General features: G+C 61.4%; 21 protein-coding genes. 10 read left to right on the forward strand and 11 right to left on the reverse strand.

Annotated elements, in window-relative coordinates; translation table 11 throughout:
• Positions 1-41: 41 nt before the first annotated feature.
• Positions 42-2240, forward strand: coding sequence for a catalase/peroxidase HPI (katG, locus tag NKJ17_RS12060; protein ID WP_352506879.1), 2199 nt, complete (start codon positions 42-44; stop codon positions 2238-2240).
• 81 nt (positions 2241-2321) lie between these two features.
• On the opposite strand, the gene NKJ17_RS12065 is transcribed toward katG, so the two are convergent.
• Positions 2322-2999, reverse strand: a complete 678-nt coding sequence (locus NKJ17_RS12065; protein ID WP_254819333.1) for an MIP/aquaporin family protein — start codon at positions 2997-2999, stop codon at positions 2322-2324.
• Between the two features lie 344 nt (positions 3000-3343).
• Between NKJ17_RS12065 and NKJ17_RS12070 the strand changes: the two genes are divergently transcribed.
• The 6 genes from NKJ17_RS12070 (at position 3344) to NKJ17_RS12095 (ending at position 9719) form a co-directional block, all read left to right on the forward strand.
• On the forward strand, positions 3344-4633 hold the full coding sequence (locus tag NKJ17_RS12070; RefSeq protein WP_352688501.1) for an RsmB/NOP family class I SAM-dependent RNA methyltransferase: 1290 nt from the start codon (positions 3344-3346) through the stop codon (positions 4631-4633).
• A 126-nt stretch (positions 4634-4759) separates the two neighbouring features.
• Positions 4760-5218 carry a PaaI family thioesterase gene (locus NKJ17_RS12075; protein WP_023677140.1) on the forward strand — a complete coding sequence of 153 codons (459 nt, stop codon included), beginning with the start codon at positions 4760-4762 and terminating at the stop codon, positions 5216-5218.
• A 27-nt stretch (positions 5219-5245) separates the two neighbouring features.
• Positions 5246-5926, forward strand: coding sequence for a 5'-methylthioadenosine/S-adenosylhomocysteine nucleosidase (locus tag NKJ17_RS12080; RefSeq protein WP_352688503.1), 681 nt, complete (start codon positions 5246-5248; stop codon positions 5924-5926).
• A gap of 55 nt (positions 5927-5981) precedes the next feature.
• Positions 5982-7544, forward strand: coding sequence for a glutamine-hydrolyzing GMP synthase (gene guaA / locus NKJ17_RS12085; protein ID WP_352688505.1), 1563 nt, complete (start codon positions 5982-5984; stop codon positions 7542-7544).
• Between the two features lie 329 nt (positions 7545-7873).
• Entirely contained in the window at positions 7874-8752 is an 879-nt protein-coding gene (locus NKJ17_RS12090; protein WP_352688507.1) for an alpha/beta hydrolase, read from the forward strand.
• A 19-nt stretch (positions 8753-8771) separates the two neighbouring features.
• A complete protein-coding gene (locus NKJ17_RS12095) occupies positions 8772-9719 on the forward strand; it encodes a sigma-70 family RNA polymerase sigma factor (RefSeq protein ID WP_352688509.1) in 948 nt (315 codons plus the stop codon).
• Positions 9720-10077: 358 nt separating this feature from the next.
• Here NKJ17_RS12095 and NKJ17_RS12105 read toward each other — a convergent pair whose 3' ends face one another.
• Positions 10078-10725, reverse strand: a complete 648-nt coding sequence (locus tag NKJ17_RS12105) for a TetR/AcrR family transcriptional regulator (protein ID WP_352688511.1) — start codon at positions 10723-10725, stop codon at positions 10078-10080.
• Between the two features lie 101 nt (positions 10726-10826).
• A complete protein-coding gene (locus NKJ17_RS12110) occupies positions 10827-11015 on the reverse strand; it encodes a hypothetical protein (RefSeq protein ID WP_352688513.1) in 189 nt (62 codons plus the stop codon).
• On the opposite strand from NKJ17_RS12110, the gene NKJ17_RS12115 reads away from it, so the two are divergent.
• On the forward strand, positions 11014-11907 hold the full coding sequence (locus tag NKJ17_RS12115; protein ID WP_352688515.1) for an NAD(P)/FAD-dependent oxidoreductase: 894 nt from the start codon (positions 11014-11016) through the stop codon (positions 11905-11907). The two genes, NKJ17_RS12110 and NKJ17_RS12115, sit on opposite strands and share 2 nt — an antisense overlap.
• A gap of 600 nt (positions 11908-12507) precedes the next feature.
• Here NKJ17_RS12115 and NKJ17_RS12120 read toward each other — a convergent pair.
• A complete protein-coding gene (locus tag NKJ17_RS12120) occupies positions 12508-12987 on the reverse strand; it encodes an SRPBCC domain-containing protein (protein WP_352506867.1) in 480 nt (159 codons plus the stop codon).
• Positions 12988-13003: 16 nt separating this feature from the next.
• A complete protein-coding gene (locus NKJ17_RS12125) occupies positions 13004-13363 on the reverse strand; it encodes an ArsR/SmtB family transcription factor (RefSeq protein ID WP_352645093.1) in 360 nt (119 codons plus the stop codon).
• 571 nt (positions 13364-13934) lie between these two features.
• Here NKJ17_RS12125 and NKJ17_RS12130 point away from each other — a divergent pair.
• Positions 13935-15146 carry a carboxymuconolactone decarboxylase family protein gene (locus NKJ17_RS12130; protein ID WP_352688516.1) on the forward strand — a complete coding sequence of 404 codons (1212 nt, stop codon included), beginning with the start codon at positions 13935-13937 and terminating at the stop codon, positions 15144-15146.
• Between the two features lie 196 nt (positions 15147-15342).
• Here NKJ17_RS12130 and NKJ17_RS12135 read toward each other — a convergent pair whose 3' ends face one another.
• Together NKJ17_RS12135 and NKJ17_RS12140 are read right to left on the reverse strand one after the other, a co-directional pair.
• A complete protein-coding gene (locus tag NKJ17_RS12135) occupies positions 15343-15939 on the reverse strand; it encodes an NADPH-dependent F420 reductase (protein ID WP_352688517.1) in 597 nt (198 codons plus the stop codon).
• Positions 15940-16000: 61 nt separating this feature from the next.
• The gene (locus NKJ17_RS12140; RefSeq protein WP_352473458.1) at positions 16001-16735 is read right to left on the reverse strand and encodes an SDR family NAD(P)-dependent oxidoreductase; all 735 of its coding nucleotides are present in this window, start codon (positions 16733-16735) and stop codon (positions 16001-16003) included.
• Positions 16736-17005: 270 nt separating this feature from the next.
• Between NKJ17_RS12140 and NKJ17_RS12145 the strand changes: the two genes are divergently transcribed.
• Entirely contained in the window at positions 17006-17902 is an 897-nt protein-coding gene (locus tag NKJ17_RS12145; protein ID WP_352688519.1) for a LysR family transcriptional regulator, read from the forward strand.
• Positions 17903-18104: 202 nt separating this feature from the next.
• Here NKJ17_RS12145 and NKJ17_RS12150 read toward each other — a convergent pair whose 3' ends face one another.
• From NKJ17_RS12150 to NKJ17_RS12165, 4 genes are all read right to left on the reverse strand, one after another.
• Positions 18105-20069 carry a mechanosensitive ion channel family protein gene (locus NKJ17_RS12150; RefSeq protein ID WP_352688521.1) on the reverse strand — a complete coding sequence of 655 codons (1965 nt, stop codon included), beginning with the start codon at positions 20067-20069 and terminating at the stop codon, positions 18105-18107.
• Between the two features lie 698 nt (positions 20070-20767).
• Positions 20768-21838, reverse strand: a complete 1071-nt coding sequence (locus NKJ17_RS12155; RefSeq protein WP_254818890.1) for an adenylate/guanylate cyclase domain-containing protein — start codon at positions 21836-21838, stop codon at positions 20768-20770.
• A gap of 3 nt (positions 21839-21841) precedes the next feature.
• Positions 21842-22333: a Rab family GTPase gene (locus NKJ17_RS12160; RefSeq protein ID WP_254818889.1), complete on the reverse strand. Its 492-nt coding sequence runs from the start codon at positions 22331-22333 to the stop codon at positions 21842-21844.
• Between the two features lie 15 nt (positions 22334-22348).
• A complete protein-coding gene (locus NKJ17_RS12165) occupies positions 22349-24919 on the reverse strand; it encodes an OmpA family protein (protein WP_352506857.1) in 2571 nt (856 codons plus the stop codon).
• Positions 24920-24947 lie beyond the last annotated feature (28 nt).

A 24947-nucleotide genomic window follows, 5' to 3' on the forward strand; every position in this document is an offset into this window, starting at 1 on the left:
AATCAACAAAATCCCGGAAAATCAACAAATCGGAGGCAAAGATGGACGCGAAAACCGACGACAACAGCGCCGGCAAATGCCCGGTCCCACATGGATCGGCAAGGAGGAGCAACCGTGACTGGTGGCCAAACCAGCTCGACCTTGGCGTCCTCCACCAGCAGTCCAGCCTCTCGGATCCGATGGACGAGGACTTCGACTACGCCAAGGAATTCAAGAGCCTCGATCTCGATGCGGTGATCGGGGATCTGCACCAGGTGATGACCGATTCGCAGGATTGGTGGCCGGCCGATTTCGGCCATTACGGCCCGCTCTTCATCCGCATGGCCTGGCACAGCGCCGGCACCTATCGCATCGGCGACGGCCGTGGCGGCGCCGGCGCCGGTCAGCAGCGTTTCGCGCCGCTCAACAGCTGGCCGGACAACGCCAATCTCGACAAGGCGCGCCGGCTGCTGTGGCCGGTCAAGCAGAAATACGGCAGGAAGATCTCCTGGGCCGACCTGTTGATCCTCACCGGCAACGTCGCGCTGGAATCGATGGGCTTCAAGACCTTCGGCTTCGCCGGCGGCCGCGCCGATGTCTGGGAGCCCGAGCAGGACGTGGACTGGGGATCGGAAACCAAGTGGCTCGCCGACGAGCGCTATTCCGGCGACCGCGAACTTCACGGCCATCTCGGCGCCGTGCAGATGGGGCTGATCTACGTCAACCCGGAAGGGCCGAACGGCACGCCCGATCCATTGGCCGCGGCGCGCGACATCCGCGAAACCTTCGCTCGCATGGCCATGAACGATGAGGAAACCGTGGCGCTCATCGCCGGCGGTCACACCTTCGGCAAGACCCACGGCGCCGGTGATGCATCGCTGGTCGGCCCGGAGCCGGAAGGCGCCGGCATCGAGGCGCAGGGCCTCGGCTGGTCGAGCAAGCACGCTACCGGCATTGCCGGCGACGCCATCACCTCGGGCCTCGAGGTGACCTGGACCACGACGCCGACCAAATGGAGCAACAACTTCTTCGACAATCTGTTCAACTACGAATGGCAGCTGACCAAGAGCCCGGCCGGCGCCCATCAGTGGACCCCGAAGGGCGGCGCCGGTGCAGGCACTGTGCCGGACGCGCACGATCCGTCGAAGCGTCGCGCCCCGGCGATGCTGACCACCGATCTCGCTTTGCGCGTCGACCCGGGCTATGAGAAGATCTCGCGGCGCTTCCATCAGAATCCTGATCAGTTCGCCGATGCCTTCGCCCGCGCCTGGTTCAAGCTGACCCATCGCGACATGGGTCCGGCCGTCCGCTATCTTGGCCCGCTCGTGCCGAAGGAAGAGCTGATCTGGCAGGATCCGATACCGGCAGTCGACCACGAACTGGTCAGCGAGCAGGATATCGCCTCGCTGAAGGCGAAGATCCTGGCCTCCGGCCTGTCCGTCTCAGAACTGGTCTCGACCGCCTGGGCCTCGGCCTCGACTTTCCGCGGCTCCGACAAGCGTGGCGGCGCCAATGGCGCACGCATCCGCCTGGCGCCGCAGAAGGATTGGGAGGTCAACCAGCCGGCGCAACTGGCCAAGGTGCTCGAAAAGCTCGAAGGCATCCAGAGCGAGTTCAACGCAGCGCAGTTCGGCGGCAAGAAGATCTCGCTTGCCGACCTCATCGTTCTCGGCGGCGTGGCCGCGGTCGAGAAGGCGGCGAAAGACGGCGGCCATGACGTGGGGGTGCCGTTCACGCCAGGCCGCATGGACGCCTCGCAGGAACAGACGGATGTCCAGTCCTTCGCCGCGCTCGAGCCGAAAATCGATGGCTTCCGCAATTATGTCAGGGGCAAGCCGCCGATGTCGGTCGAAGCGATGCTGGTCGACCGGGCGCAGCTGCTGACCTTGACGGCGCCGGAGATGACGGTGCTCGTTGGCGGGTTGCGGGTGCTCGGCGCCAACACCGGTCAGTCGAAGCACGGGGTGTTCACCGACAGGCCGGGCACGTTGACCAACGATTTCTTCGTCAACCTGCTCTCCATGAACACTGTCTGGGATCCGGCGGCCGGCTCCGATGAAGTCTACGAAGCGCGCGACCGCAAGACCAGGGCGGTCAAGTGGACCGGCACCCGCGCGGACCTGATCTTCGGCTCGCATGCGCAGCTGCGGGCGCTGGCCGAGGTCTACGGGTCGGCGGACGCCGGGCAGAAGTTCGTCAGGGATTTCGTCGCCGCGTGGACCAAGGTGATGAACGCCGACCGTTTTGACCTGGCGGCCTGATCCGGGCATACGAATTTCTCGACGCAACAAAAAAAGGCGCGGGCCTCGACCCGCGCCTTTGTTCGTTGGGCTTCCGAAAAGTCAGTCCTTCTCGAAGATACCGGCCTTGGCAACCACGCCGGCAATGGCGCCGCCGATCAGCGGCGCGACGATGAACAGCCACAGCTGGCCGATCGCCGCAGTTCCCGAAAACAGCGCCGGTCCGATCGAACGGGCCGGGTTGAGCGATGTGCCGGTCACCGGGATGATGGCGAAGTGCAGGCCGGCCAGCGTCAGGCCGATTACGAGGCCGGCGAACGCCGTGGTGTGCTTGGCGTTGGTGACGCCGAGGATCACCGTGACGAAGGTGAAAGTGCCGATCAGCTCCCACAGCAAGGCCGAGCTGACGCCCCATTTCGTCACATCCCAGCCATTGGCGCCGAAGCCGCCGGTGTGGCCGCCCACCTGTCCGGAGACGATGATCCACAGTGCCAGCGACGCGATGATGGCGCCGATGACCTGCGCGATCCAATAGGGAATGACATCCCTGGCCGGCATCCGCCCGGCGAGGAATACACCGAGCGTCACCGCCGGATTGAGGTGCGCGCCCGAAATCGGGCCGATCGCATAGGCCGCCGCGATCAGGCCGATGCCGAACGCCAGACCGATACCTTCCTGGCCAAGCGGCAGCGCGCCGCCGAAGCCGCCCGTCACCACCGAAGCCGTGCCGATGAACACCAATAGGAACGTGCCTAGAACTTCCGCCAGATAAGTCTTCATTGCCCTCTCCTCGTATCGACCCGCGGCTCCGCCTTTTCTGCGACGCGAATCACCGCGCAAAGAGTATTCGCAACCGGAAAACTTGGAAAGCAGAGCAGTTTCGCAAGCCGCTATGCTTGTGAGCGCCAGACATGCACATTAGAGACTTGTAATATATTAATGAATTGTTTGGTTACGCATGCCGGCGCCCGCTTGGTGGCGGCGGCTCGCGATGCACCAACCCACCCTCGTCACCCCTTGCATGGATTGTCTCGCCGTCGGGGAAACAGAACTGTTTCAATCAGGACACGAAAAGCTCTAAGAGCAGGGCCGGATTTTGTTTTGCTGAGTAATGGAAGACGACAATGAGACTGGGCGGGCGGCTGGCGGCAGCCATTGAAGTGCTTGACGACATTGGCCGGCGCCACCGGCCGGTGGCTGATGCGCTGAAGGACTGGGGCCTGTCGCACCGCTTCGCCGGTGGCGGCGACCGCGCCGCGATCGGCAACATCGTCTATGACGCGCTGCGCCGCAAGCGCTCGGCCGGCTGGCTGCTCGGCGAGGACACGCCGCGCGCCATCGGCTTCGGCGCGCTGCTGCTCGAATGGGGCCAGACGGCGCAGTCGCTGAACGAGGCGCTCGAGGGCGACAAGTTCGCGCCGCCGCTGCTTACCGCCGACGAACTGACAACGCTCGGCGGTCGCCGGCTCGCCGATGCGCCGCCGGCTATCAGGGCAGATATCCCCGACTGGTGCATGCCGCTGTTCGAGCGCGCGTTCGGCACGGCCTGGGTGGAAGAGGGTGCCGCGCTGGCGACACGCCCGCCGCTCGACCTCAGGGTCAATACGCTCAAGGCCGATCGCGGCAAGGTGCTGGCCGAGTTGGCGGAGACCGGCGCCAAGCCTGCGCGGATCGCGCCGCACGGCATCCGCATCCCGCCGATCGAAGGCGACGGCAGGCACCCGAACGTGCAGGCCGAGCCGGCCTTCCAGAAAGGCTGGTTCGAGGTTCAGGACGAGGGTTCGCAGATTGCGGCCGAACTGGCCGGCGCCGAACCTGGAATGCAGGTGCTCGATTTTTGCGCCGGCGCCGGCGGCAAGACGCTGGCGCTGTCCGCGGCGATGGACAATCGCGGCCAGATCTTCGCTCACGACGCCGAGAAGGCCAGGCTGGCGCCGATCTTCGACCGCATCCGCCGCTCGGAAAACCGCAATGTGCAGATCGTCACCAGGCCGGCCGAACTCGCGCCGCTCGGCAGGCATATGGACATCGTCCTGATCGATGCGCCCTGCACCGGCAGCGGCACGTGGCGGCGCCGGCCGGATGCCAAATGGCGGCTGACACAGAGGCAGCTCGACGCGCGCAAGGGCGAGCAGGAGACGATACTCGATGCCGCCAGCGACTTCGTCAAACCCGGCGGCCTGCTGGTCTACATCACCTGTTCGGTGTTCGACGAGGAAAATGGCGACCAGGTTTCGGCGTTCCGGGACCGCCATCCCGGTTTTGTCCCTGTCGATCACCGCCAGCTTTGGGACAGCCGTTTTGCGGGCCACGAAGCGGCCATGCGGATAGGCGCTGCGGGCGGCATTTCGCTGTCACCGTTGCTGAGCGGCACCGACGGTTTCTATTTCTGTGCGCTGCGCCGCGCCGGCTGAACCATTGTCATGGAAACAGAGCCGGGGCCGAATGCTGCAGTGCAGCATTTGCGATTGCCTGCCGCCCACCCCTCTGCGATAAATGACTTTGCAATAAGATTTGCCGAGAAATGAAGGGCGACGGCCATGGCAGCAAAGATCGTTCCTGCTCCCGACTATGAGGACCGCGTCAGGACGTCCTTTGCGCGCCAGAACGCGATGATGACGATTGGCGCCGAGCTGACGCTGGTGACGCCCGGCATCATCGAGATCGAAATGCCCTATTCGGCGGCTCTGACGCAGCAGCATGGCTTTCTCCATGCCGGCGTCATTTCGACGGCTCTCGACTCGGCCTGCGGCTATGCGGCATTCTCGCTGATGCCGGAAAATTCCGGCGTGCTGACCATCGAGTTCAAGGTCAATCTGCTAGCGCCGGGCCGGGGCGAGCGTTTCCTGTTCCGCGGCTCGGTGACCAAGCCCGGCCGCACCATCATCGTCGCCGACGGACAAGCCTATGCGTTCGCTGTCGATGGCGAGGCCAAGCTGATCGCCACGATGACCGGAACGATGATGACAGTGCTCGGCCGCGACGGCATCGAAGGCTGAGGAACGGGCAGGGGAGGATCGACGATCATGGCCGGCAAGGCACCTGGTGAGCTCACCCCGATCTCCGGCAAGTCCGTTCTCTTCGTCATGGCGGCCGAGGCCGAATACGGTCCACACCTGCAGCGGCTGTTCACGCCGCTGATGACCGGCGTCGGACCGGTCGAGGCCGGCGTCGGACTCAGCGCCGAACTGTCCCGGCTGCATGCCGGGGTGGCGCTGCCCGATCTCGTCGTGTCGCTCGGTTCGGCGGGCAGCCGGACGCTGGAGCAGACGGAAATCTACCAGGCCGTTTCAGTCGCCTACCGCGACATGGACGCCTCGCCCCTGGGGTTCGAGAAGGGCGCCACGCCGTTCCTCGATCTGCCTGTCAGCGTGCCGCTGCCGTTCAGAGTTCCAGGCATCGGGCAAGCGACGCTGTCGACCGGTGCGGCAATCGTCACCGGCGCCGCCTACGACGCGATCGCCGCCGACATGGTCGATATGGAGACCTTCGCCTGCCTGCGCGCCTGCCAACTGTTCGACGTGCCGCTTATCGGCCTGCGAGGCATTTCCGACGGGGCAGCCGATCTGAGGCATGTCGGCGACTGGACCGAATATCTGCACGTCATCGACGAGAAGCTGGCCGCGGCGGTGCAACTGCTGGAACAGGCGATCGCCTCCGGCGCAATCGAGTTTGATCTGTCGCGTGAAGATGCGGAATCGGAATGAGAGAGAGGCCTCGCAACCCATTGCGCCGACTCGTTTCTTTCTCTAAACGCTCGCCATGAAAACAGCCAATCATCCCGACACCGTCCTGATTGTCGATTTCGGCAGCCAGTTTACCCAGCTGATCGCCCGCCGCATCCGCGAGGCCGGCGTCTTTTCCGAGATCGTGCCCTTCCAGTCGGCCGAGGCGGCGTTCAAGCGCATCGATCCGAGGGCGGTAATCCTGTCCGGCGGCCCGGCCTCGACCGCCGATATCGGCAGTCCGCGCGCGCCGCAGATCGTCTTCGACGCCGGCGTGCCGGTGCTCGGCATCTGCTATGGCCAGATGGCGATGTGCGTGCAGATGGGCGGCGTCGCCGAAAGCTCCGATCATCGCGAATTCGGCCGCGCCTTCGTCGAGATCGCCAAGGACAGCCCGTTGTTCGAGGGCCTGTGGGCGCCCGGCCAGCGCCACCAGGTGTGGATGAGCCATGGCGACCGCGTCATCTCCCTGCCCAAGGGGTTCGAGGTGCTCGGAAAATCGGAGGGCTCGCCCTTCGCCATCTTCGGCAATGTCGAGCGCAAGATGTACGGCCTCATGTTCCACCCCGAAGTGGTGCATACGCCGGACGGCGCCAGGCTGCTCCAAAACTTCGTCCACAATATCGCCGGTATTGAGGGCGACTGGACGATGCGCGCTTACCGCGAGCACGCGGTCGAGACGATCCGTAAGCAGGTCGGCAAGGGCAAGGTGATCTGCGCGCTTTCAGGCGGCGTCGATTCCTCTGTCGCAGCACTCCTGATCCACGAGGCGGTCGGCGACCAGCTTACCTGCATCCTCGTCGACCATGGGCTGATGCGCAAGGACGAGGCATCAGGCGTGGTGGAGATGTTTCGCCAGCATTACAATCTGCCCCTCATCCTGGTCGACGCTGCGGACCGTTTCATCGGCGCGCTCGAGGGCGAGTCGGACCCCGAGAAGAAGCGCAAGACCATCGGGCGGCTGTTCATCGAGGTGTTCGAGGAGGAGGCCGAGAAGCTCGGCGGCGCCGATTTTCTGGCGCAAGGCACCCTCTATCCCGACGTCATCGAAAGCGTCTCCTTCAGCGGTGGCCCGTCGGTGACGATCAAGTCGCACCATAATGTCGGCGGCCTGCCCGAACGCATGAACATGCAGCTCGTCGAGCCGCTGCGCGAATTGTTCAAGGACGAGGTGAGGGCGCTCGGCAAGGAGCTCGGCCTGCCCGACAGCTTCATCGGCCGGCATCCGTTCCCCGGTCCCGGTCTTGCCATCCGCTGCCCGGGCGGCATCACCCGCGAAAAGCTGGAGATCCTGCGCGAGGCCGACGCCATCTATCTCGACGAGATCCGCAAGGCCGGCCTCTACGACGCCATCTGGCAGGCTTTCGCCGTGCTGCTGCCGGTGCAGACCGTCGGCGTGATGGGCGACGGCCGCACATACGAGTTCGTCTGCGCGCTGCGCGCCGTCACCTCGGTCGACGGCATGACAGCGGATTTCTACCACTACGACATGGCCTTCCTCGGTGCCGCCGCTACGCGCATCATCAACGAAGTGCGCGGCATCAACCGCGTCGTCTACGACGTGACGAGCAAGCCCCCAGGTACAATCGAGTGGGAGTGATGGGGCGTACTGCGGAGTAGAAGAGGATAGAGCAGCATGTTTAAAGCGATGTTGGCTCGGCGATAATAGTCAATAGTCCCAGCCCCCGGCCACCCGGCGACGGCATAGACGAAGCATCTGGCCGATCGGCGAATGTCTGGAACGAACGTCCCACAGAGAAGGGTGGAGCAGCCTAGCCTTGCTGGGTTTGACACCCGGGGTCCGCGGCAACGGCCACCGGCGAGGCGTTGCATCTGCCGGCCACGTATCCGCTGGGTTCATCCGTCTTAGCTGTTCATGGGCACGGTCATCCTTGACATCGCCCTCCTGGACGAATTGGAGCGTGACAAATGAACAGCAAGCAGAGCCTAGCGAACAAGATACAATACGAAACGCTCGCGGAGGCTTTCCGCAGCGGTCGAGAATCGCCACAGGAAGCATCCGAGTGGTCCGTTTTGACGGCAGAACCGGGCGGCGTCGATTACGTCGAGACGAACGTCGGCGACAAGACCGCGCTGTGGATTCAGCCAAAAACGGCAGCCAAAGACCGGGTCATGCTTTACCTGCACGGCGGTGGCTATGTCGGCGGATCGATCTGGACCCATCGCAAGATGGTCGTTTTCCAGAGCAAGTTTCCGCGCCAAATCGAGCAGGCCGTGACCGCGTTCGAATGGCTCGCCGAGCAGGGTGTCGCGCCGAAGCACACCATAGCTGCAGGCGATTCCGCTGGTGCTGGCCTGATCGTTGCGGCGACGATGAAACTCCGCGATGCGGGACGGCCGCTGCCGGCCGCGATCCTCAGCATCTCTGGCTGGTATGATCTGTCGGCGAGCGGGCACTCCTACGAAAGCAACCGTGAGAAGGACGCCTTCTTCCAGAAGGCGGTCGTGGATATGCTGGTATCGCAAGTCCTTGCAGGGACCGATCCCCGGCATCCACTCGCCAGCCCCATCTTTGCCGATCTGAAGGGCCTGCCGCCGATCTATCTGCAAGTGGGCGGAGACGAAACCCTGCTCGACGACAGCCGAGCGCTCGCCGACCGCGCGAAAGCCGCCGGCGTCGAGGTGCGCATAGACGTATTTCCGGGGATGCTGCACTCGTTCCAGATGATGGCCGGCCGCGCTCCCGAAGCCGACGACGCGATCGCGCGGTTGGCACAATGGGTTCGCCCCAAGCTTGGTCTGGCCGCAACCGCGGAAACACGCGCGGAAGGTCAGGAGGTCGCATGACTGGCAAATTGAAACCCAGATGTGGCAGCTGAAGGACATGCCCGAGCGACCGACCGGCCTGTTCGATGCGCGATATCGCGCCTTCCTCGAGACGGTGTCAGGCGTCCGCGCCCAACTGCATCGCTACTGCGCCCGCATGACGGCCTCACGCCTCCACGGTGAGGATCTCGTGCAGGAGACGCTGTTCGAGGCCTATACGAACATTGAGACCCTCGACGATGCCCGCCGGCTGAAGCCCTGGCTGTTTCGCATCGCTCACAATCGCTGCATCGACTTTCTGAGGCGACGCGATGTGCGCGAGCGCGCGGAGCACGCCTATTCGGACGACATCGGCGTTGTCTCTGCAGAGCCGGCAGCGACCGATGCACGCCGCGCCATCGAACGGCTGGTTGGCCACTTGCCGCCCAAGGAGCGCGCCTGCATCCTCCTGAAGGACGTGTTCGACTATTCGCTGGAAGAGACCGCAGAACTCGTGGACTCGACGGTTGGGGGCGTCAAATCCGCGCTCTCCCGCGGACGGGCGAAGCTCGCCGACTTGCCCCCTGAACCTGCCGGTGAACCGAACCGTCCGCTTGATCCCGACACCGCGGGGCTCTTGCAGCGCTATGTTGACCTCTTCAACCGCCATGACTGGGATGGCGTGCGGAGCCTCACCAGCGCCGATGCTCGGTTGCGGGTCGCCGACTGCTTCGACGGCCTGCTCAGAAGTTCTCCCTATTTCGTCGAATACGAGCGAAACCCGGAGACGTGGACCATGGAGTTGGGGGCGATCGACGGAGAGCCTGTCCTGATCGTGCTCTTCCAGCGAGGCGACCGGTGGCAGGTCGCGTGGCCGGTTCGTGTCCATGTCGCCGGTCGCGTCATCGATCGCATCGAAGATTATTATGCCTGTTCATGGATGTTGGAAAACGCCGCGGAAACCGACCTGAATCTCATGACTGGGCCAGCCATTTTGGGAAGAGCATAAGGCGACGATTTCTCACTTCTGGCCTGGCGGAGTTACGATGGTGCGTCCTCAACGAAAAATCGTGGCGTGCAGCTTTGGCTGCGGTACCGATCGGTGTTCCGGACCTGATCGCATATCGTCGGATGGCACCGTCGCATCACCTATCAAATGTTGTCCCGACTGCTGCCGGATCTGCGATGGAGAGAAGCGTCGACCGCATCCAGCCGGGAGCTTGGACCGCGGTAGATGCGAGCGTCTTTTATCGTTGGGAGAAAGATGAGGTGCCGCGATCTGTGCAAGCTCGGCCGCGCGCGCCGGCCCAATATGACGAAGCGCCTGGACGACGGTCCCGGCCAAGCTGCCCGGAGCAATCAAATGCTTATCCGCCCGCGTGGTCGTTGCCACCGTGCGCGGCGATGAACATGGCGACGGCCGACCGGCAATAAGATTCGATTTCGTTGTCGTCCTCTGCTCTCGCCTCATCGAAGCGTGCGACAATCGGGAGATCGGATCCTTTGAAAAGCGCGGCAAACAAGCGGGCGGACCGGAGAGGATCGGGCACGTTCAGAACCGCCTTCGCGTGCAACTGACGCAACAGGGCCTCGATTTGGGCGATGACATGGGCGGGGCCGGCTTCGTAATGGAGCTTGCTTAACGACTTTTGATTCGTCTTGTCGGCCATGATCATGGCTTCGACACTGCGGACGTCCGAGCTCAACAGCGTGCGAAGCAGGGATGATCCCACCGCCATGAGCTGATCTTCAGCCGAACCGTCGAGGCCTCCAAAAAGGGCCTGTGGTGCAAACTGATGGCAGCGGGTCGCGATGGCCGCGCTGAACAGCGCCTCCTTGTTCTCGAAGTGCCGATAGATGCTGAGCTTGGATATCTTCGCCCGCTGGGCGACCTTGTCCAATGTCGTCGCTTGAAAACCCAATTCCACAAAGAGTTCGCACGCGGCGTCGACTATCGTTTGGCCAAGCGCCTCGTTGGCGGGCCGGCCGCGCCGACCCTGGCTGTTTTCGGTCACGACAATTCCAGTACTTGACAGTATCCTAATTCTTGCATTACGATACCATGTAGTATCTGAAATGTGCAAGCCAATGGGTAGGTTTCAACCTGTCCTCCAAATCAAGTTTCCCTGGGCCGCCCGGCGATATCGAATGCGGCATTGTCCGGCCGGTCAACACAGTGATGGGCGACTTTCTCGTCGATGCCGAAGCCCTGCTCGCTGCCCGTCTCGAGCGCGTATCGCTGGACGATATTTTGCGCCAGGCCCAGCCCAACCCCCTCCATCCACAACACGGAGTTTATCACCATGGATGACGTCATCATCATCGGCGGCAGCTTTGCCGGTCTCGCCGCTGCGCTTCAGCTCGGCCGTGCCCGCCGCAAGGTCACCGTTCTCGATACCGGCCTGCCGCGCAATCGCTTCGCCGGCCACTCGCATGGCCTGCTCGGTCACGATCACAAGCCACCGCTGGACATCCTGGCCGAGGCGCGGCAGCAGCTGGCGCGTTATCCCACGATCAGACTGGTCAGTGCCCGGGCCGACAGCGTCTCCGGCGCCATCGACGATTTCTCCGTCCTCACTGGCGATGGCGAAAGCCTTGCGGCGCGCCGCCTGATCCTGAGCTATGGCGTCGCCGACCAGATGCCTGATGTTCGGGGCTTTGCCGAAGGCTGGGGCACGTCCATCGTGCCCTGTCCCTATTGCGACGGCTTTGAAGTCGCCGGCCAGCATTGGGGCCTTGTCTGGTCCGGCCCGCAGTCGCACAATCAGGTAAGGCTGTTCCACGATTGGACCGACAGGTTGACGCTCTTCGCCGATGGTCACGACATTCCACCCGATATCCGGGCCGATCTGGCGCGCCGCAACATACCTGTCGTCGATGGCCGGATCACCGAGATCGCCCATCACGGGGGCCATATTGCCACCGTCAGTCTCGATACCGGCCGCAATGTCGCAGTCGACATCCTGTTCGCCCATCCGCGCAACAAGCCGTCTGCAAGCCTGCATGAATCACTGGGCCTCGCCACGGTCGATACGCCCCTCGGCATCGCCCTCAAGGTCGACGAGCGCCGCGAAACCAGCATGCCCGGCATCTACGCCGCCGGCGACCTCGCCAACCCCCTCATGGCCTCGGTCACCACGGCATCATCGCACGGCGCGATGGCGGGTATCTTCGCCCAGCAGTCGATGCTGGTTTGAGGGCACAGATACCCTTCTCCGGTTGCCGCGGGCCATCATATTATGAAGGTTGCGGGCCGGTGCCACGGAAACGCGGGGCCCATCTCCCCTGAGGGGCGTCTTTGGCCGGTCAGCTGCGTCAGATCATCACGAAAGAGGATGCCGCTGACCTTCGACGCCTCACGGCTCTTCGAAATCCACTTTCGCACTATCGGAACATCAATGATCCGGTAAATCTATCGCGACGCGTCTTGGACTCGCAGCGCCCGGCAGAGCACCATCTACTGCGCGATGCCAGCTTTGCAATCAGCATGGCGGTCAGGCTTCTGGCGCTACTACCGTTCCGACTGTGCGGCCGAACTATCCTCGACGAGGACATTTGATTGCGGCCCACCGCGCACGTCGGCCTCAGAATGCGTTTCCGAATGCGGTAGTGCTCCAGCGTAGAATGGCGCGCAAAAAGGTGGTTGAGGCGGACGCGCACGACGAGACACCTCGGTTGGTCGTATTGTCAATGAGGTTGATGATGGTCTCGTAGGTCCGCAGAGGGCGGCGACGACCTCGTCGGGGTTCTCTTCCGCGTAGTGAAGAGCCAAGCGGCCGACCGCGAGATCGACGACTTCATGACCGTCCCACGCGCGCGCCCAGGGTGATAAGAAGCTCGTCCAGTTGCTCGAACGTCTCGACCATTGCATCCGCCGCCCCGGTGCCGGCAGCGTCGAGAACTTCCTTCGAGGGATAGAGCTCGTGCAGGACCAGCAGCGTCTTGCCACCTTTTTCCTCGAAGGTCACCGTGGTCACGGGCCCACCCTCACCATCTTCCTCATTGGTCCAGACGAGGCGCGAGTGCGCTGTCACTTCGAGGTACGTGCCGAAGAACACCATAGCATCGGGTTCGAACTCGAGACGGTACTTGCCCCCGACACGAACATCCATTTCGCAGGAACGCAGGAGCATGCCCATCGACTTCGGCACCCACCACTGCTTGAACAGCTCGGGCTTGGTCCACGCCTCGAACACGATGCGCGCCGGGGCGTCAAAGGTACGCGTAACGACTAGCTCACGCTCGGACTTCCGTTCCACCGTCGTGCGGTTCTTCATGGGGGTAGGCTCACTCTCACTTCCTGCGTCCATCGACCTTCTCCTTCTGTTTCAGTTCCTCGATAACCTTATCCAACTCGTCGAAGCGTGCGTCCCAGAGCTGGTTGTACCTCTCGATCCATGCCGCCTCTTCCTCTAGTCGGCGCAGGCCGAGCTTGCAGGTCCGCACGCGTCCGACCTTCTCCGTGGTCACGAGCCCCGCCTGCTCCAAGACGCCGACATGCTTTTTCATGCCCGTGAGGGTCATGTGGAACTTTTCGGCAAGGTCCGTGATCGAAGCGTCTGCACGTCCGAGATGCTCCAGAACGCCGCGTCGGGTGGCGTCCGAGAGCGCGGCGAACGAGGCATCGAAGCGGATCCGAGCATACTGAACCATGTGGTTCAGTATGTAACACACGGATTAGCGGCATTCAAGGGGAGACCGAGCGCGCTCTGCGTTGGTTCTCCATTGAGTGTAGAAAAAATTGCGCCGTTAGATCAATGCGTTGCCATACTCAAGAAACAATCGAGTGGGAGTGAGGGGCGTGCTGTGGAGTAAAGTAGGATAGGATATCGCGCTGTAGGCGATACCAGCACAGCAAAAGTAGCCGAGAGTTCTCAATTCGCGATGACTGGGATCAGCCGGCATTAGCGTCGGCTCCGATGATACAAACCCTCGACTGCAGAGGTCACGTTCCGAGGGTTTGTATCAAATCCGGCTGTGCCTGGTGTGGGGCGGTCGCGACCAGCATTCCTTGTCGAGCGCCTTCGACTATGGCTAGTTCCGCGATGCCTTCTTTGGTTTCGCGGCCAAGTCCGGGACGCTTCGTGAAAGAGATCGCCGATGTCGTGTCGCCCTAACGCAGCAATAACCGAGCACAGCGCACCGCACCCGGCCAGAGTTCTTTGGAGCTGCCCTTGTCGCCGTGGGCGGGACTCTCGCCACGGTCAATCAGAAGGCATATGCAATGACAACAACATCTCAAGCTAGTCGTTATTCGCGCGGTCTTGAAATCTTACGGCAGATTGGCGGAGAGAATTTCGACGCGCCGATTAATAGTCTTGCCGAGACATCCGTCGACCTTTCTCGTTTCACCGTAGAATACCCATACGGAGACATTCTATCGCGGCCAGGTCTCGACCTCCCATTGCGTCAGCTGTGCACTATTTCAATGCTGCTTGCCGACGGAAGCGCCCAGCCGCAGTTGGAGTTTCATATGGCGGGCTTCCTCAACGCCGGCGGCGAGCCGAAGGCGCTCATCGAACTCATGTTTATATCTGTAGCGCTCCTCGGCTTCCCGCCAACGGTAAATGCGATCGGCCTTATTCGTGCGGTGTTCGCTGAGCGCAAGCTCGCTTTTGAACCCATCGAGCCCTCCGCAGGCGATGGATCGACACGCCGACAGGCCGGGTTGGAGGCGCTCGACCGGCTCTCTGGAGGCGATGTGCAGGCATATTTCGATGGCTTTGCTGCCGGTTCGCCTGACCTCGCGCAACTCTCCATCGAGTTCGCCTTTGGTGAAATGCTGGCGCGCGACGGCCTCGACCAAAAAGCCAAACTGTTAGCAATCATCTCGATGCTTGCTGCCAGCGGCAATCGTGCGGCGGCGCTCCGTCTTCATCTCGCCGGCGCGCTTGCCCATGGCGTGACGCGAGAGGAAATCATCGAGGTGCTGATCCAGCTCAGCGTCTATCGGGGTTTTCCGGCAGCGCTCAACGCTTTCGCCGTCGCCAAGGATATCTTCGCTGCCGGGTCGCCAACGATTGCGGCAAACGTGCCCCCACCCGCCGTGGTCGAGAGCCGCGCAGACCGGTTGGAACGCGGGCGTGCTACGCTTGCAGAGACGTCCGGTTCATCGGGCGATGCCGTGGTCCGCAGTTTCGATGATGTCGCACCTGATCTCGGTCGAATGATCGTCGAGCATTCTTATGGTGAGGTGTTCTCGCGGAGCGGAATCGACATGAAGTCTCGGGAACTCAGCGCCTGCGCTGCTCTGGCAGCCGTTGGGTCTGCCACGGCAGAGATTCCGCTTCGCGTGCACATCAACGCCGCGTTGAACGTTGGCGCGACGCGGGAAGAAATCCTGGAAACGCTCATAAACCTCACTCCTTACAGCGGCTATCCCGCGACACAGCAGGCGGTTCGTATCGCAGCCGAGGAATTCTCTAAGCGCGGTTAGTCCCAAAAGGGCAGATCACCTCAGGGGCTTTCAAAACGGCTGACGACGGCCGATAACGGCGGAGCGGACGTAGGAGAGGCCGTCGCGAAACGGTCTCTCTCGCCCATGCGCTTTACTGCTGACGGTCTTTTATCAGGCGCTATGCCGAATGTGCGTGTGCCTGCGAAGCGAAAAATCGACCAATTGATGTCGATAGTCACTCCTTCTTGAACAAATCCTGGAAGATAAGCTGGCCCCAAGTACGGCCGCGTGCGTGCACCAGCGCGCCACCCTCGTTGAGCTTTCCCAGCTTGACGGGTGCGAACCCGAGTTGTTTGGCCAAGGCCGCCACGGGAGCGATCGCGTCCTCGTCGTCGCTCGACAGAAAGACGACCCGGTGGCCGCCCTCGACGATCGGATCGGCAGCCAGGGTGGCCGCAATCAGGTGATTGAACCCTTTCACGAACTTGGCGCCGGTGAACGCCTTCGCGACGAAAGCGGAGGACGGGAGACCGTCCAGCTCTTCAGGGACCGGAAAGAGGTTCATCGCGTCGATGACCGTCTTGCCTTCCCAGCTCGGCAGGGCTTTCGCAACCTCGCGGTGCTCCCCGAACGGGACCGCCAGGATGATCGTGTCGGCCTCGAGTGCTTCCCGCAACGACTTGGTGACGATCGTGGGTCCAATCGCCCGAGCCTGCGGCGCCAACGCCTCGGGCGGCCGGCGGCTCGCGACGGTCACGTCGATGTTTTTACGGGCAAAGGCGTGGGCGAGGGCCTGGCCAATCTTACCGAATCCTACAATTGCGTAGCTCATAATCTTCTCCGATTTGTGTTGGTATTGATTCCCCGGCCTTCAACGGCGCTGGGTTAGCGCGTCAGAGTTGCGCAAGACCGCCGTCAACGGCGACCTCGCTGGCAGTCATGAAGCTGCTGTCCGACGACGCGAGAAAGGCCGCCGCCGCCCCGATCTCCGCCGGATCGGCCATGCGCTGGAGCGGAGTCATCGAGGCGAAGACCTTCTGGCCCTCCTCGCCCAGCGCTTCCTTCGCTAGCTCGGTCGCAGTGGCCCCGGGCGACAGCACGTTTACCCGGATGCCGGTGCCCTTTAGGTCCTCCGCCCAGGTCCGCGCGAGGTTGCGCACTGCCGCCTTGCTCGCGCTGTAGGCGCTCATCCCCGGGGCGCCAGTGGTGCCAGCGCTCGATCCGGTCAGGATTATCGAACCGCCCTCGCTCATCAGCGGCAGCGCCTTCTGGATCGTGAAGATCGTACCCTTCACATTGGTGTCGAAGGTTTCGTCAATGTGCTCGGCGGTGATCTCGCCGAGCCGAAGCTGGCTTCCCGCCCCGGCATTGGCAAAGACGATGTCGAGGGTTCCACGCTCGGCCTTCACCGCAGCGTAAAGTCGGTCGAGGTCGGTCAGATCGGAGACCGAGCCCTTCACCGCGCGGGCATTGGGCCCGAGGTCGGCCACAGCGGCGTCGAGCGCTTCCTGCCGGCGGCCGAAGATGAAAACGAAGGCGCCCTCCTCGATGAAGCGCTTTGCTGCGGCGCGGCCGATGCCGGTAGCGCCGCCGGTGATGACTGCAACCTTCCCTTCAAGCTTTCCCATGACTTATCCTTCCAGGCCTTCGCCTTTGGTTGTGCGGGGACACCCCCGAGAACCTCGAAATAGGTCCGCCGGCGTCAGGTGTTGAGTGCGGAAGCGCGCACATCGGTGGTGCAAAATCGATCCGGCGGGACGCCAGCCGCGACGATCGATGTCCGCCGTTCGGAATTGGGCCGCGCTCGTCGACATAAGCTATGATTGACCGCCCGTACTGCTGTTCGATGTGTTAGATACGGGCTTTGGAAGGCGCACCGTGCGGTGCCGGATTGCACCATGATCGACTGGGATGACGTTCGCTATTTTCTTGCCGTCGCGCGCGGAGGCTCGGTGCGGGCCGCCGCCGAGCGCGTCGGGGTGAATCACTCGACCGTGCTGCGGCGCATCGCCCAGCTCGAGGAACGCCTCGGGGCGCACATGTTCGAAAAGCTGCCTTCGGGCTACCGCCTGACGGCTGCGGGCGAGGAGGTCCTCGAGCTCGCGAACCAGATGGAAGCGTCGTCGCACCAGCTGGAGACGCGCGTCTTCGGGCGCGACCAGAGCGTGCGCGGGCTTCTGCGGGTGACGCTGGCACCGCCCCTCGCGACACACCTGCTCATGCCGGATTTCGCCGATTTCGCGCGTCTGCATCCGGACATCGAGATGGAAATCTTGTCGTCCGGCGAGCTGGCAAATCTGACCAACCGGGAGGCCGACGTCGCGATCCGCGTCGTCTACGACCGCAAAACCCTGCCGCTCAATCTTCTCGGCCTGAAGGGACCGGAGCTGTTCGGCGGCGTCTACATGTCTCGCGATCGACTAGCCGCGTGGCGTGCGGGCGCGCCTGATCCCATCCGGTGGATCGTCATAAGCATTCATGGCATCCCGGATTGGGCCAGCGAGGGTGAGGTTCGTACCACGGGGGTTCCGTTCAGGACCACGGACGGCGAGGCGCAGATCGTTGCAGTACGGCAAGGGCTCGGGATGACGACACTGCCGTGCTTCGTCGGAGATGCCGACCCCCTACTGGTGAGGGTGCCGGGCACCGACCTGCACATGTACGGAACGCTCTGGCTTCTCACACAGGGGGAGACACGCAAGACGAAGCGAGTGCGGCTCTTCACCGAGTTCGTATCCCGCACGCTCGCCGCGTACGCGCCGCTTCTCGCGGGACGGTCCTTATCGCGTGACTGACGCGCGGCAGGTAGCCGATGGCGCTGTCTCGAGCGTACCGCTGTATCAACTTACGCAGCCCGATGTAAATCTCGGGAGGGACTCTGGTTGTAGACTGCCTCGTGACCGTCTTTTTCGTCTTAACGGTTGAAGATAGAAGAGTATCCCTGCCACGGGGGATGCGCGGAAAGCGACGCTGTGACCGGCAGGTGTCACAGCTTTCCTACTCCGGTGTGCTGGCTTTTTTTCTGCGCCGAATAGTGTGCGACTGCGCAACGGCCATTTTCAACTCGGGTGTGATCTCCAACGGCGCATTCTCTGCCCCATGTGGGTTCTGTAGCCCCTGGACCTGGACGGTCGGAAATGGGAGTTCGATGCCCTGCTCTTTGAAGACTTGGCGGAGGCGTACATAGAATTTGCGCTTCATACCGAAGGCGCCTCCCGGTTTGGTTGTGGCCTTGACCCTCAATACGATGCCGTATTCCCCGAACTCCTGCACGCCCTGCATCTTGATCGGGTCGAGCACCCAGTGTTTGAACTCGGGATCTTCCGCCAGTTCGAGGCCGATCCGCTTGATCAGCTTGCGAGCGAAGTCGATATCGGTGTCATAACCAACGGTGATGTTGAATTTGTCGATAACCCAGTCACGGCTCTGGTTCTGGACTGCCCCGAGTTCACCGAAAGGTATCGTGAACAGCGGACCACGATGGTGGCGCAGCTTCACCGAGCGCAGCGAGAAGCTTTCCACAGTACCCTTGTAATTGCCCGATGAAATGTATTCGCCGACACGGAACGCATCATCGAGCAGGAAAAACACGCCTGAAATGACGTCCTTGACGATGGTTTGTGCGCCAAAGCCCACGGCGACGCCGACGACGCCGGCGCCGGCGATCAATGGGCCGATCTGGATTCCCAGCGAGGCGAGCATCATAAGCACCGCCATCACGATGATCGATGCGAGCAGAATGTTCTGGAGGATCGGCAAGAGCGTGTGCAGCCGCGCCTGCTGCGGATCGAGGACCGGAACGTCCTCGTCGCTGATCACAGGGTGCGGTGTTTCGATGCCGAGCTTTCGTTCAATCAAAGCTTTGATGATCGACCAGCCGAAGTCGGCGGCGAGGGCAATCACCACGACATTGATCAAGCCGCGCAATATGAACGTCGTCGTCGTATCGCTGTCCCGCACGGATTGCATGTCCAGACCCCAGACACGTGCGAGAAGGTAAGCCGCCGCCAGGATGAAAATCATTCGGATTCCGCGATCGATGACAGCGATCGTCACCGCCGGGATCGTGGGCCGGCCGACATCTTCCGAACCTGGCCGCAGAACGAAATTAACCCCGCGCTGCGTCACCACGATCGCCAAAGGCAGGAAGAATGCGGCGAAGGTGAACCAGAAGTATGTATTAAGGCCGGCGATACGCTGCAGGAACAGGACGACGAAATAAGCAGTCAATAGCCATGTCGCTTCCGTGTGACCGATGTGGCTCGCACCGTCTCGCTGCGTTCTTGGCCGACGCCAAATGGCAAGCAGCAGGAGCAACAGCAGCACGAAATCGGCGCCCAGTGACAGGACCATCATTCCGTCCTGATCGATGCCGAGACCTGGCAAGAGGATAAACGCGGCGCCGAAGAAGGCGAAGACGCCGACGATCCGGGGTAGCCAATAGGACCAATGGTCAGCCGCGTCGTTGGTGATCGGCAAAGCACGAACCTCGACGGCGTTCTCGACGTTCATGAAGGAAGGGACGAGCATGGCCATGACGTACATGCGCACACCCCATGTAACGACTGCCGCCATCAGAAATGTCAGTACAATCTCGCGGATAAGCATCGGCCAGTCGAACAACATGAATGCGCCGGCGCTGCCCAGTGCGAAAGAGACTATCAGCAGGCTGGAATAAAGCAGGCGGCCACCAATCTTCTTGGCTCGCCCAACGGGCGTATCCTTCGGTTGCGCGATAATCCAGAGACGAAATGGGCGGGTGAGCTTGTACGTTGCCCAAGTGAGCGCCAGGCCGGCAGCGATGAACATTGCAATCAGCACAAATACGCCGGCAGGCCCCTTGCTGGACATATCCTCCATTGTCTCTGCCCGAACGCGCGCGAACTGGCTTGGCAGCAAGGGCAAAGTTCGCACGATTCTTTCGATATGATGCCTGATCCCATCGAGCGTCGAGGATGCCATCGTATTCATCGGGCCTGGTGCGGCCACGGCGCCGGACGATGCGTCGGTCGGCGAAGCCCCTGGCTCGGCAGGCGCTCCCGTTGACCCGGCGTCCTGATTTCGCTGTTCGGCCACCCAGGCCTTCACTGACGGATCGTCGAGAAGCTCGAACAGCCGTTTGACCCTTTCAGGCGGGACCGTCGCCGGCGCCTGCGCCTGTGCCTGACCAGCCAACAAAAGGGCGATCCCAAAGACGAGCGGCCTGGCAATCAAGGCAAGCATCGCAGTCAGGTCTCCGAGACGCCGTGCCGGGCGCGCCAGATTCCTGGCCCCCAATCGTCGAGTGATGCGTGGCATCGTGCTGTAACCTTCCGGTCAAATCGGCAAGCAACGACATCTATGTCCGTTGTTGCCTTACCTTGAAGAAACCGATGTTGCGGTGCAAGACGTCATCGTTCCGAGCCGGACCTTGCGCCGGGTACTTGGCGGTGTTTATTTAGCCGCGGGGGCAGGGCATTCCGACCTCGGCCCAGGTCTCCGGCCGTTCTATAAACTGGGCATCGACGTTAAACCTCAGGAACTGATTTCCTGAACTGACTAGGACAGACCTTTGGCGGTCGCTCGGTGGTCAACTGCTTCGCGCACCGCTGCGGACATTGGAAACCATGATGTTGCTTGAGATGCAATGCGCTTCCGAGTCGGCGCTGCCATGCGGCAAATCAGGCCGGGAGCCGCCACATTCGCACACGACCTGTACCACGCAATTCCGTTTCCTCGAGTGGGTCGCAAGCAAAATTTGGTCCAAGCAGTTGATGAGTTGCATCCGAAATGCGGATTTCATCGGGCTCCGCGGACGTTTGGATACGTGCGGCGAGATTAACGGTGTCGCCCCATAGGTCATAGGCAAACCGCCTTTTGCCTATGACGCCCGCCACGATTGGTCCTGAGTGAATTCCAATTCTGAGTCTTATCGGTTCTCCTGCGAAGCGTTCGCGCTTGACCTCGTTGCGCAGTTCAAGTGCATAGTGCGCAAGGGCTTCCGCATGATCGGATCGCGCGGCGGGCAGGCCAGCGACCACCATTACACAATCGCCGATTGTCTTGATCTTTTCGCAGCCGTATTGCTCCGAGAGCAGATCCGCCGCCTTGAAGAAGTAATTTAAAATAGCGAGCGTCGTTACGGCTCCGACGCTCCGCGCTCTTTCCGTAAAACCGACGATGTCGGCAAAAAGCACACTCACGTCAGCATGGTTGTCTGCAATTTGTTCGTCCGCTTTTAAGCGCTCCGCGATCGACGCCGGAAGAATGTTGAGGAGTAGGGCTTCGGCGCGTTGGTATTCACGCGACAATCCCTCTTGGCTCGCCCTCAACGCCTCGTTCATCGATTGTAATTTCTCGTTGAGTTGACGCTCCCTCTCTTGCAGAAGCGTCATTTCATAAGCCTTCTGTTGAAGCCGCTGCCTATTGTCGCGTTCGGCAGCGGCGTCAAGAAAGAGCAGCCACACGCAGGCATTGTCAGCAAAAAGATGGAGGTCCGCGACACGCCCGCCGGGCAGTTCGACCATGTCCATATCAAATGGAAGCTCCGGGCAGGGCAACAAACCTTCCATGAATTCAAGCTGCTCGGCAACAGGCTTACCTATGCGAACTGACGAGAGTCCGTAATGTTTAACGTTACCGCCCTTCGCAGCTACGCAAAGCTGGGCGTCGATTTTTAGATATGCGACCGAGCGCTCGTTGTAGAAGAAATCGTAAATCCAGCTTCTAACTTCTCTTGGCAAGACATGCATGGTTTATTTGCTGACCATCGAAGCAAGTTGACGAAACGCATCATCAACATGTTCACCCGAAAGCGCACTTGTTAGATAGATTTGCCATCCAAGTTGCCTCAGTTCGTCAATTTCACTATCCGATATTGCCCACCGATCGGCCAGATCGGATTTGTTGAACAGCAATACAAACGGCATAGCGCCGAATTCAGCCTCGGCCCGCTCGCGCAACGTGAGCGCCACGGCAAGAGTAGCAGCGCGTGTTCCATCGACGACAAGCACGAGCCCACTCGCACCTCGCACATAGCTGACGCGGAATGAGCCGATATCGTCTTCGCCGGCCAAGTCCCACAAAATCAGATCCACGGTTTTGTCCGGGAATGCGACACTCTTCTTGTCGATTTTCACTCCCACCGTGGTCAAGTAGGTTTCTGAAAAGATGCTTTGCACAAACCTGCGAACCAGACTCGTCTTTCCGACAGCGAACCCGCCCAACATGCAGATCTTCTTTTGCAATATCCTGGGCTCCGCCTAGTGGAAGTTTACCGTAACCGAAACTCTGCGGTTCGCGGAGCTCCCGGTTCGGCTATTTTCAGTCTCCGCTGGCTCAAAGGTGCCCGCGCCGCGAACCAAGAGCAATTCCGGATCGACGCCGCGTTTCTTGAGAAGCGCACGAACTGTTTCCGCGCGCGCCGCGCTGATCGACAACTTGGCCGTTTCACGGCCCGTCTCGTCCGAATGGCCGGTCAACATGAATTGTGCTGTTACCCCTGCCTTGCGGGCGTCCGTGGCCAATTCCTTCAACTGACTCGCCAATTTGTCGAGAACCGGCAGTTGCTCTGGTCCCGGTACAGCCTTGCCAGAATCGAAGAAAATGCTGACCGTTTGAATAGCCTCCCTCAAATGAGTCAGTTCCGGAGGGGTCAACTCACGCAGCTCGGAGAGTTCTAGAGAGAGTCCGTCCGCGGACAGCTGTTGGGCGGCGACCCGCGCCCGATCTATCCAGGCGGCAGGAGCCTCACCCTGGGCAACGATGCGATCCTTGATGATCGAAAGCCGTACTGAATCCGGCGGAGTCAGCGACGCCATCAGCCGCTTCACCACGAACTTCGGATGAAGGCTTTGATAGAATTGCCATTGCGAATGAACGCGGGCAGGATCGACCCCTGTTCCGGACAGCAGAACCTGCGGGTCGGCGGCCTGCGGGTCTCTCAGGCCGGAAATATAGAAATGTCCGCCCCTCGCCGTTTGCTGGGCGACGATGATTCCCGCTTGGGCCTCCAGTCGTGACACATAGGCCTGCCAGTGCTCCGCCGCGCGTGCTTCGGGGCTCACATCACGAACTTTGGAGATGTCGAATTCCGGTCCGCCTGCCGAAAGCTGTCGGGCCGCTGCGCGCGCCCGATCTATCCAGGTGTCGGGAGCCTCACCCTCGGCAACGATGCGATCCTCGACGATCGAAAGCCGAACCGATTTCGGCGGGTTAAGCGACGCTGTCAGCCGCTTCAGCACGAACTCCGGCTCAAGGCTCTGATAGAATTGCCACTGCGAATGAACGCGGGCGGGATCGACCTGCGTACCGGCCAACAGCGACTGCGGGTCGGCGGCAAGAGGGTCTCTCAGGCCGGCAATATAGAATTGGCCATCGCGCACCTTTTGTTCGGCAACGATAATACCCGGCTGGGCCTCCAGTCGCGACACATAAGTCTGCCAGCGCTCCGCCGCGCGTGCTTCGGGGCTCACATCACGAACCCTGGAGATATCGAATTCCGGTCCACCTGCCGAAAGTTGCTGGGCTGCTGCGCGCGCCCGATCTATCCAGGTGTCGGGAGCCTCCCCCTCGGCAACGATGCGATCATTGACGATCGAAAGTCGTACTGAATCCGGCGGAACCAGCGACGCCGTCAGCCGCTTCAACACGAACTCCGGCTCAAGACTCTGATAGAATTGCCAGTGTGAATGAACGCGGGCGGGATCGACCTGCGTTCCGGCCAACAGCGACTGCGGGTCGGCGGCAAGAGGGTCTCTCAGGCCGGTAATATAGAATTGGCCATCGCGCACCTTTTGGTCGGCAACGATGATGCCCGGCTGGATCCCCAGTCGCGACACATACGCCTGCCAGCGCTGCCCGGATTGCCAGGAAAGAAAGAACCAACCGCCTGCGGGAATCAAAACCAGCAGGACTGCAGCCAGGACCAGCCACGGAAATCCCTGGTTTGATTCCTCCTGCTTCAGATCAACGCAGGTCTGCAACTGCGTCTCGACGCCGGCCAACTGCGAACTGTCGCCGTCAAACTGCTCCAGGGCCTGTGAGCATTCATCATGGATGCGAAGCAATACATCGCGAATTATTTCATGTAATTCCTCCGGCGGATTTCCCCGGATCACCGCAACCAAGGTCGCAAACGGCCCAACTTCCGACCAGAGACGAAGCTCCCCGAAACGGATAGTGTCCAGGCCACTCTGTTCTTTCTCGTTAAATGAGTCTTTTACAAAATCCTGAATTGCACTAAGCATCGAGGAAATCAGTTGAGGATCTTCGCTGGTTGCGTTTTCGGCAGTTACATGCTTGATCAAAAGCCCGGAATTGCGGTGAATGAGAAAGACATGTTCTACACGATAGACAAGAGAATGCCTAAGAACAACTTCTGAGAAGCTTGCCCCCGTTCTCCAAGCTTCAAATCTCCACTTGAGCCCATGCCAAGTAAATATGTGTCTTAAGGTTTCATTCAGCGACTGAAAGGTTTGGTCGATCTTTTCGCCGATCGACTTGCGAATAGCCGGCAGAAACACCGGGTATAATATATCCGTCAGCGTGCGCGGGCTTTTCTGGATGGACCGTTGCACAGCCCTCTCGACAACTGGCGCAAGGGCCTCGCCGAGTTGCGCATGAGACGCGCGTGCGGCTGCACCGGGGAGGACGCCCCCCACTGCCGCCGCAAGCTGCTCAGGTTCGTCGAGCAGGTGGGTAACTCGTGAAAGCTCCGAAATTTCGCGGCCGACCAGCAACTGGCGAAGCGTTTCCATGCGAGGATCGGCGGTTGGGATTCCGTCGAGACGCGCACGATAGTCCGGATCAACGTTCCGGGCAATTTCGATCAAAAGGCGAGCCAGAGCCTCGCGATCAATC

Origin of the sequence: Mesorhizobium sp. M0208, assembly GCF_040322015.1 — a bacterium.
GTDB lineage: Bacteria > Pseudomonadota > Alphaproteobacteria > Rhizobiales > Rhizobiaceae > Mesorhizobium.

Bases quoted from the DNA above. Each gene is read 5' to 3' on its own strand.
- NKJ17_RS12150 (WP_352688521.1), bottom strand. From the start codon at position 20,069: ATGGCATCCTCGACGCTCGATGGGATCAGGCATCATATCGAAAGAATC.
- NKJ17_RS12075 (WP_023677140.1), top strand. From the start codon at position 4,760: ATGGCAGCAAAGATCGTTCCTGCTCCCGACTATGAGGACCGCGTCAGG.
- guaA (WP_352688505.1), top strand. From the start codon at position 5,982: ATGAAAACAGCCAATCATCCCGACACCGTCCTGATTGTCGATTTCGGC.
- NKJ17_RS12070 (WP_352688501.1), top strand. From the start codon at position 3,344: ATGAGACTGGGCGGGCGGCTGGCGGCAGCCATTGAAGTGCTTGACGAC.
- NKJ17_RS12110 (WP_352688513.1), bottom strand. From the start codon at position 11,015: ATGGTGATAAACTCCGTGTTGTGGATGGAGGGGGTTGGGCTGGGCCTG.
- NKJ17_RS12115 (WP_352688515.1), top strand. From the start codon at position 11,014: ATGGATGACGTCATCATCATCGGCGGCAGCTTTGCCGGTCTCGCCGCT.
- NKJ17_RS12120 (WP_352506867.1), bottom strand. From the start codon at position 12,987: ATGAAGAACCGCACGACGGTGGAACGGAAGTCCGAGCGTGAGCTAGTC.
- NKJ17_RS12125 (WP_352645093.1), bottom strand. From the start codon at position 13,363: ATGGTTCAGTATGCTCGGATCCGCTTCGATGCCTCGTTCGCCGCGCTC.
- NKJ17_RS12095 (WP_352688509.1), top strand. From the start codon at position 8,772: ATGTGGCAGCTGAAGGACATGCCCGAGCGACCGACCGGCCTGTTCGAT.
- NKJ17_RS12145 (WP_352688519.1), top strand. From the start codon at position 17,006: ATGATCGACTGGGATGACGTTCGCTATTTTCTTGCCGTCGCGCGCGGA.
- NKJ17_RS12090 (WP_352688507.1), top strand. From the start codon at position 7,874: ATGAACAGCAAGCAGAGCCTAGCGAACAAGATACAATACGAAACGCTC.
- katG (WP_352506879.1), top strand. From the start codon at position 42: ATGGACGCGAAAACCGACGACAACAGCGCCGGCAAATGCCCGGTCCCA.
- NKJ17_RS12135 (WP_352688517.1), bottom strand. From the start codon at position 15,939: ATGAGCTACGCAATTGTAGGATTCGGTAAGATTGGCCAGGCCCTCGCC.
- NKJ17_RS12065 (WP_254819333.1), bottom strand. From the start codon at position 2,999: ATGAAGACTTATCTGGCGGAAGTTCTAGGCACGTTCCTATTGGTGTTC.
- NKJ17_RS12130 (WP_352688516.1), top strand. From the start codon at position 13,935: ATGACAACAACATCTCAAGCTAGTCGTTATTCGCGCGGTCTTGAAATC.
- NKJ17_RS12080 (WP_352688503.1), top strand. From the start codon at position 5,246: ATGGCCGGCAAGGCACCTGGTGAGCTCACCCCGATCTCCGGCAAGTCC.
- NKJ17_RS12140 (WP_352473458.1), bottom strand. From the start codon at position 16,735: ATGGGAAAGCTTGAAGGGAAGGTTGCAGTCATCACCGGCGGCGCTACC.
- NKJ17_RS12155 (WP_254818890.1), bottom strand. From the start codon at position 21,838: ATGCATGTCTTGCCAAGAGAAGTTAGAAGCTGGATTTACGATTTCTTC.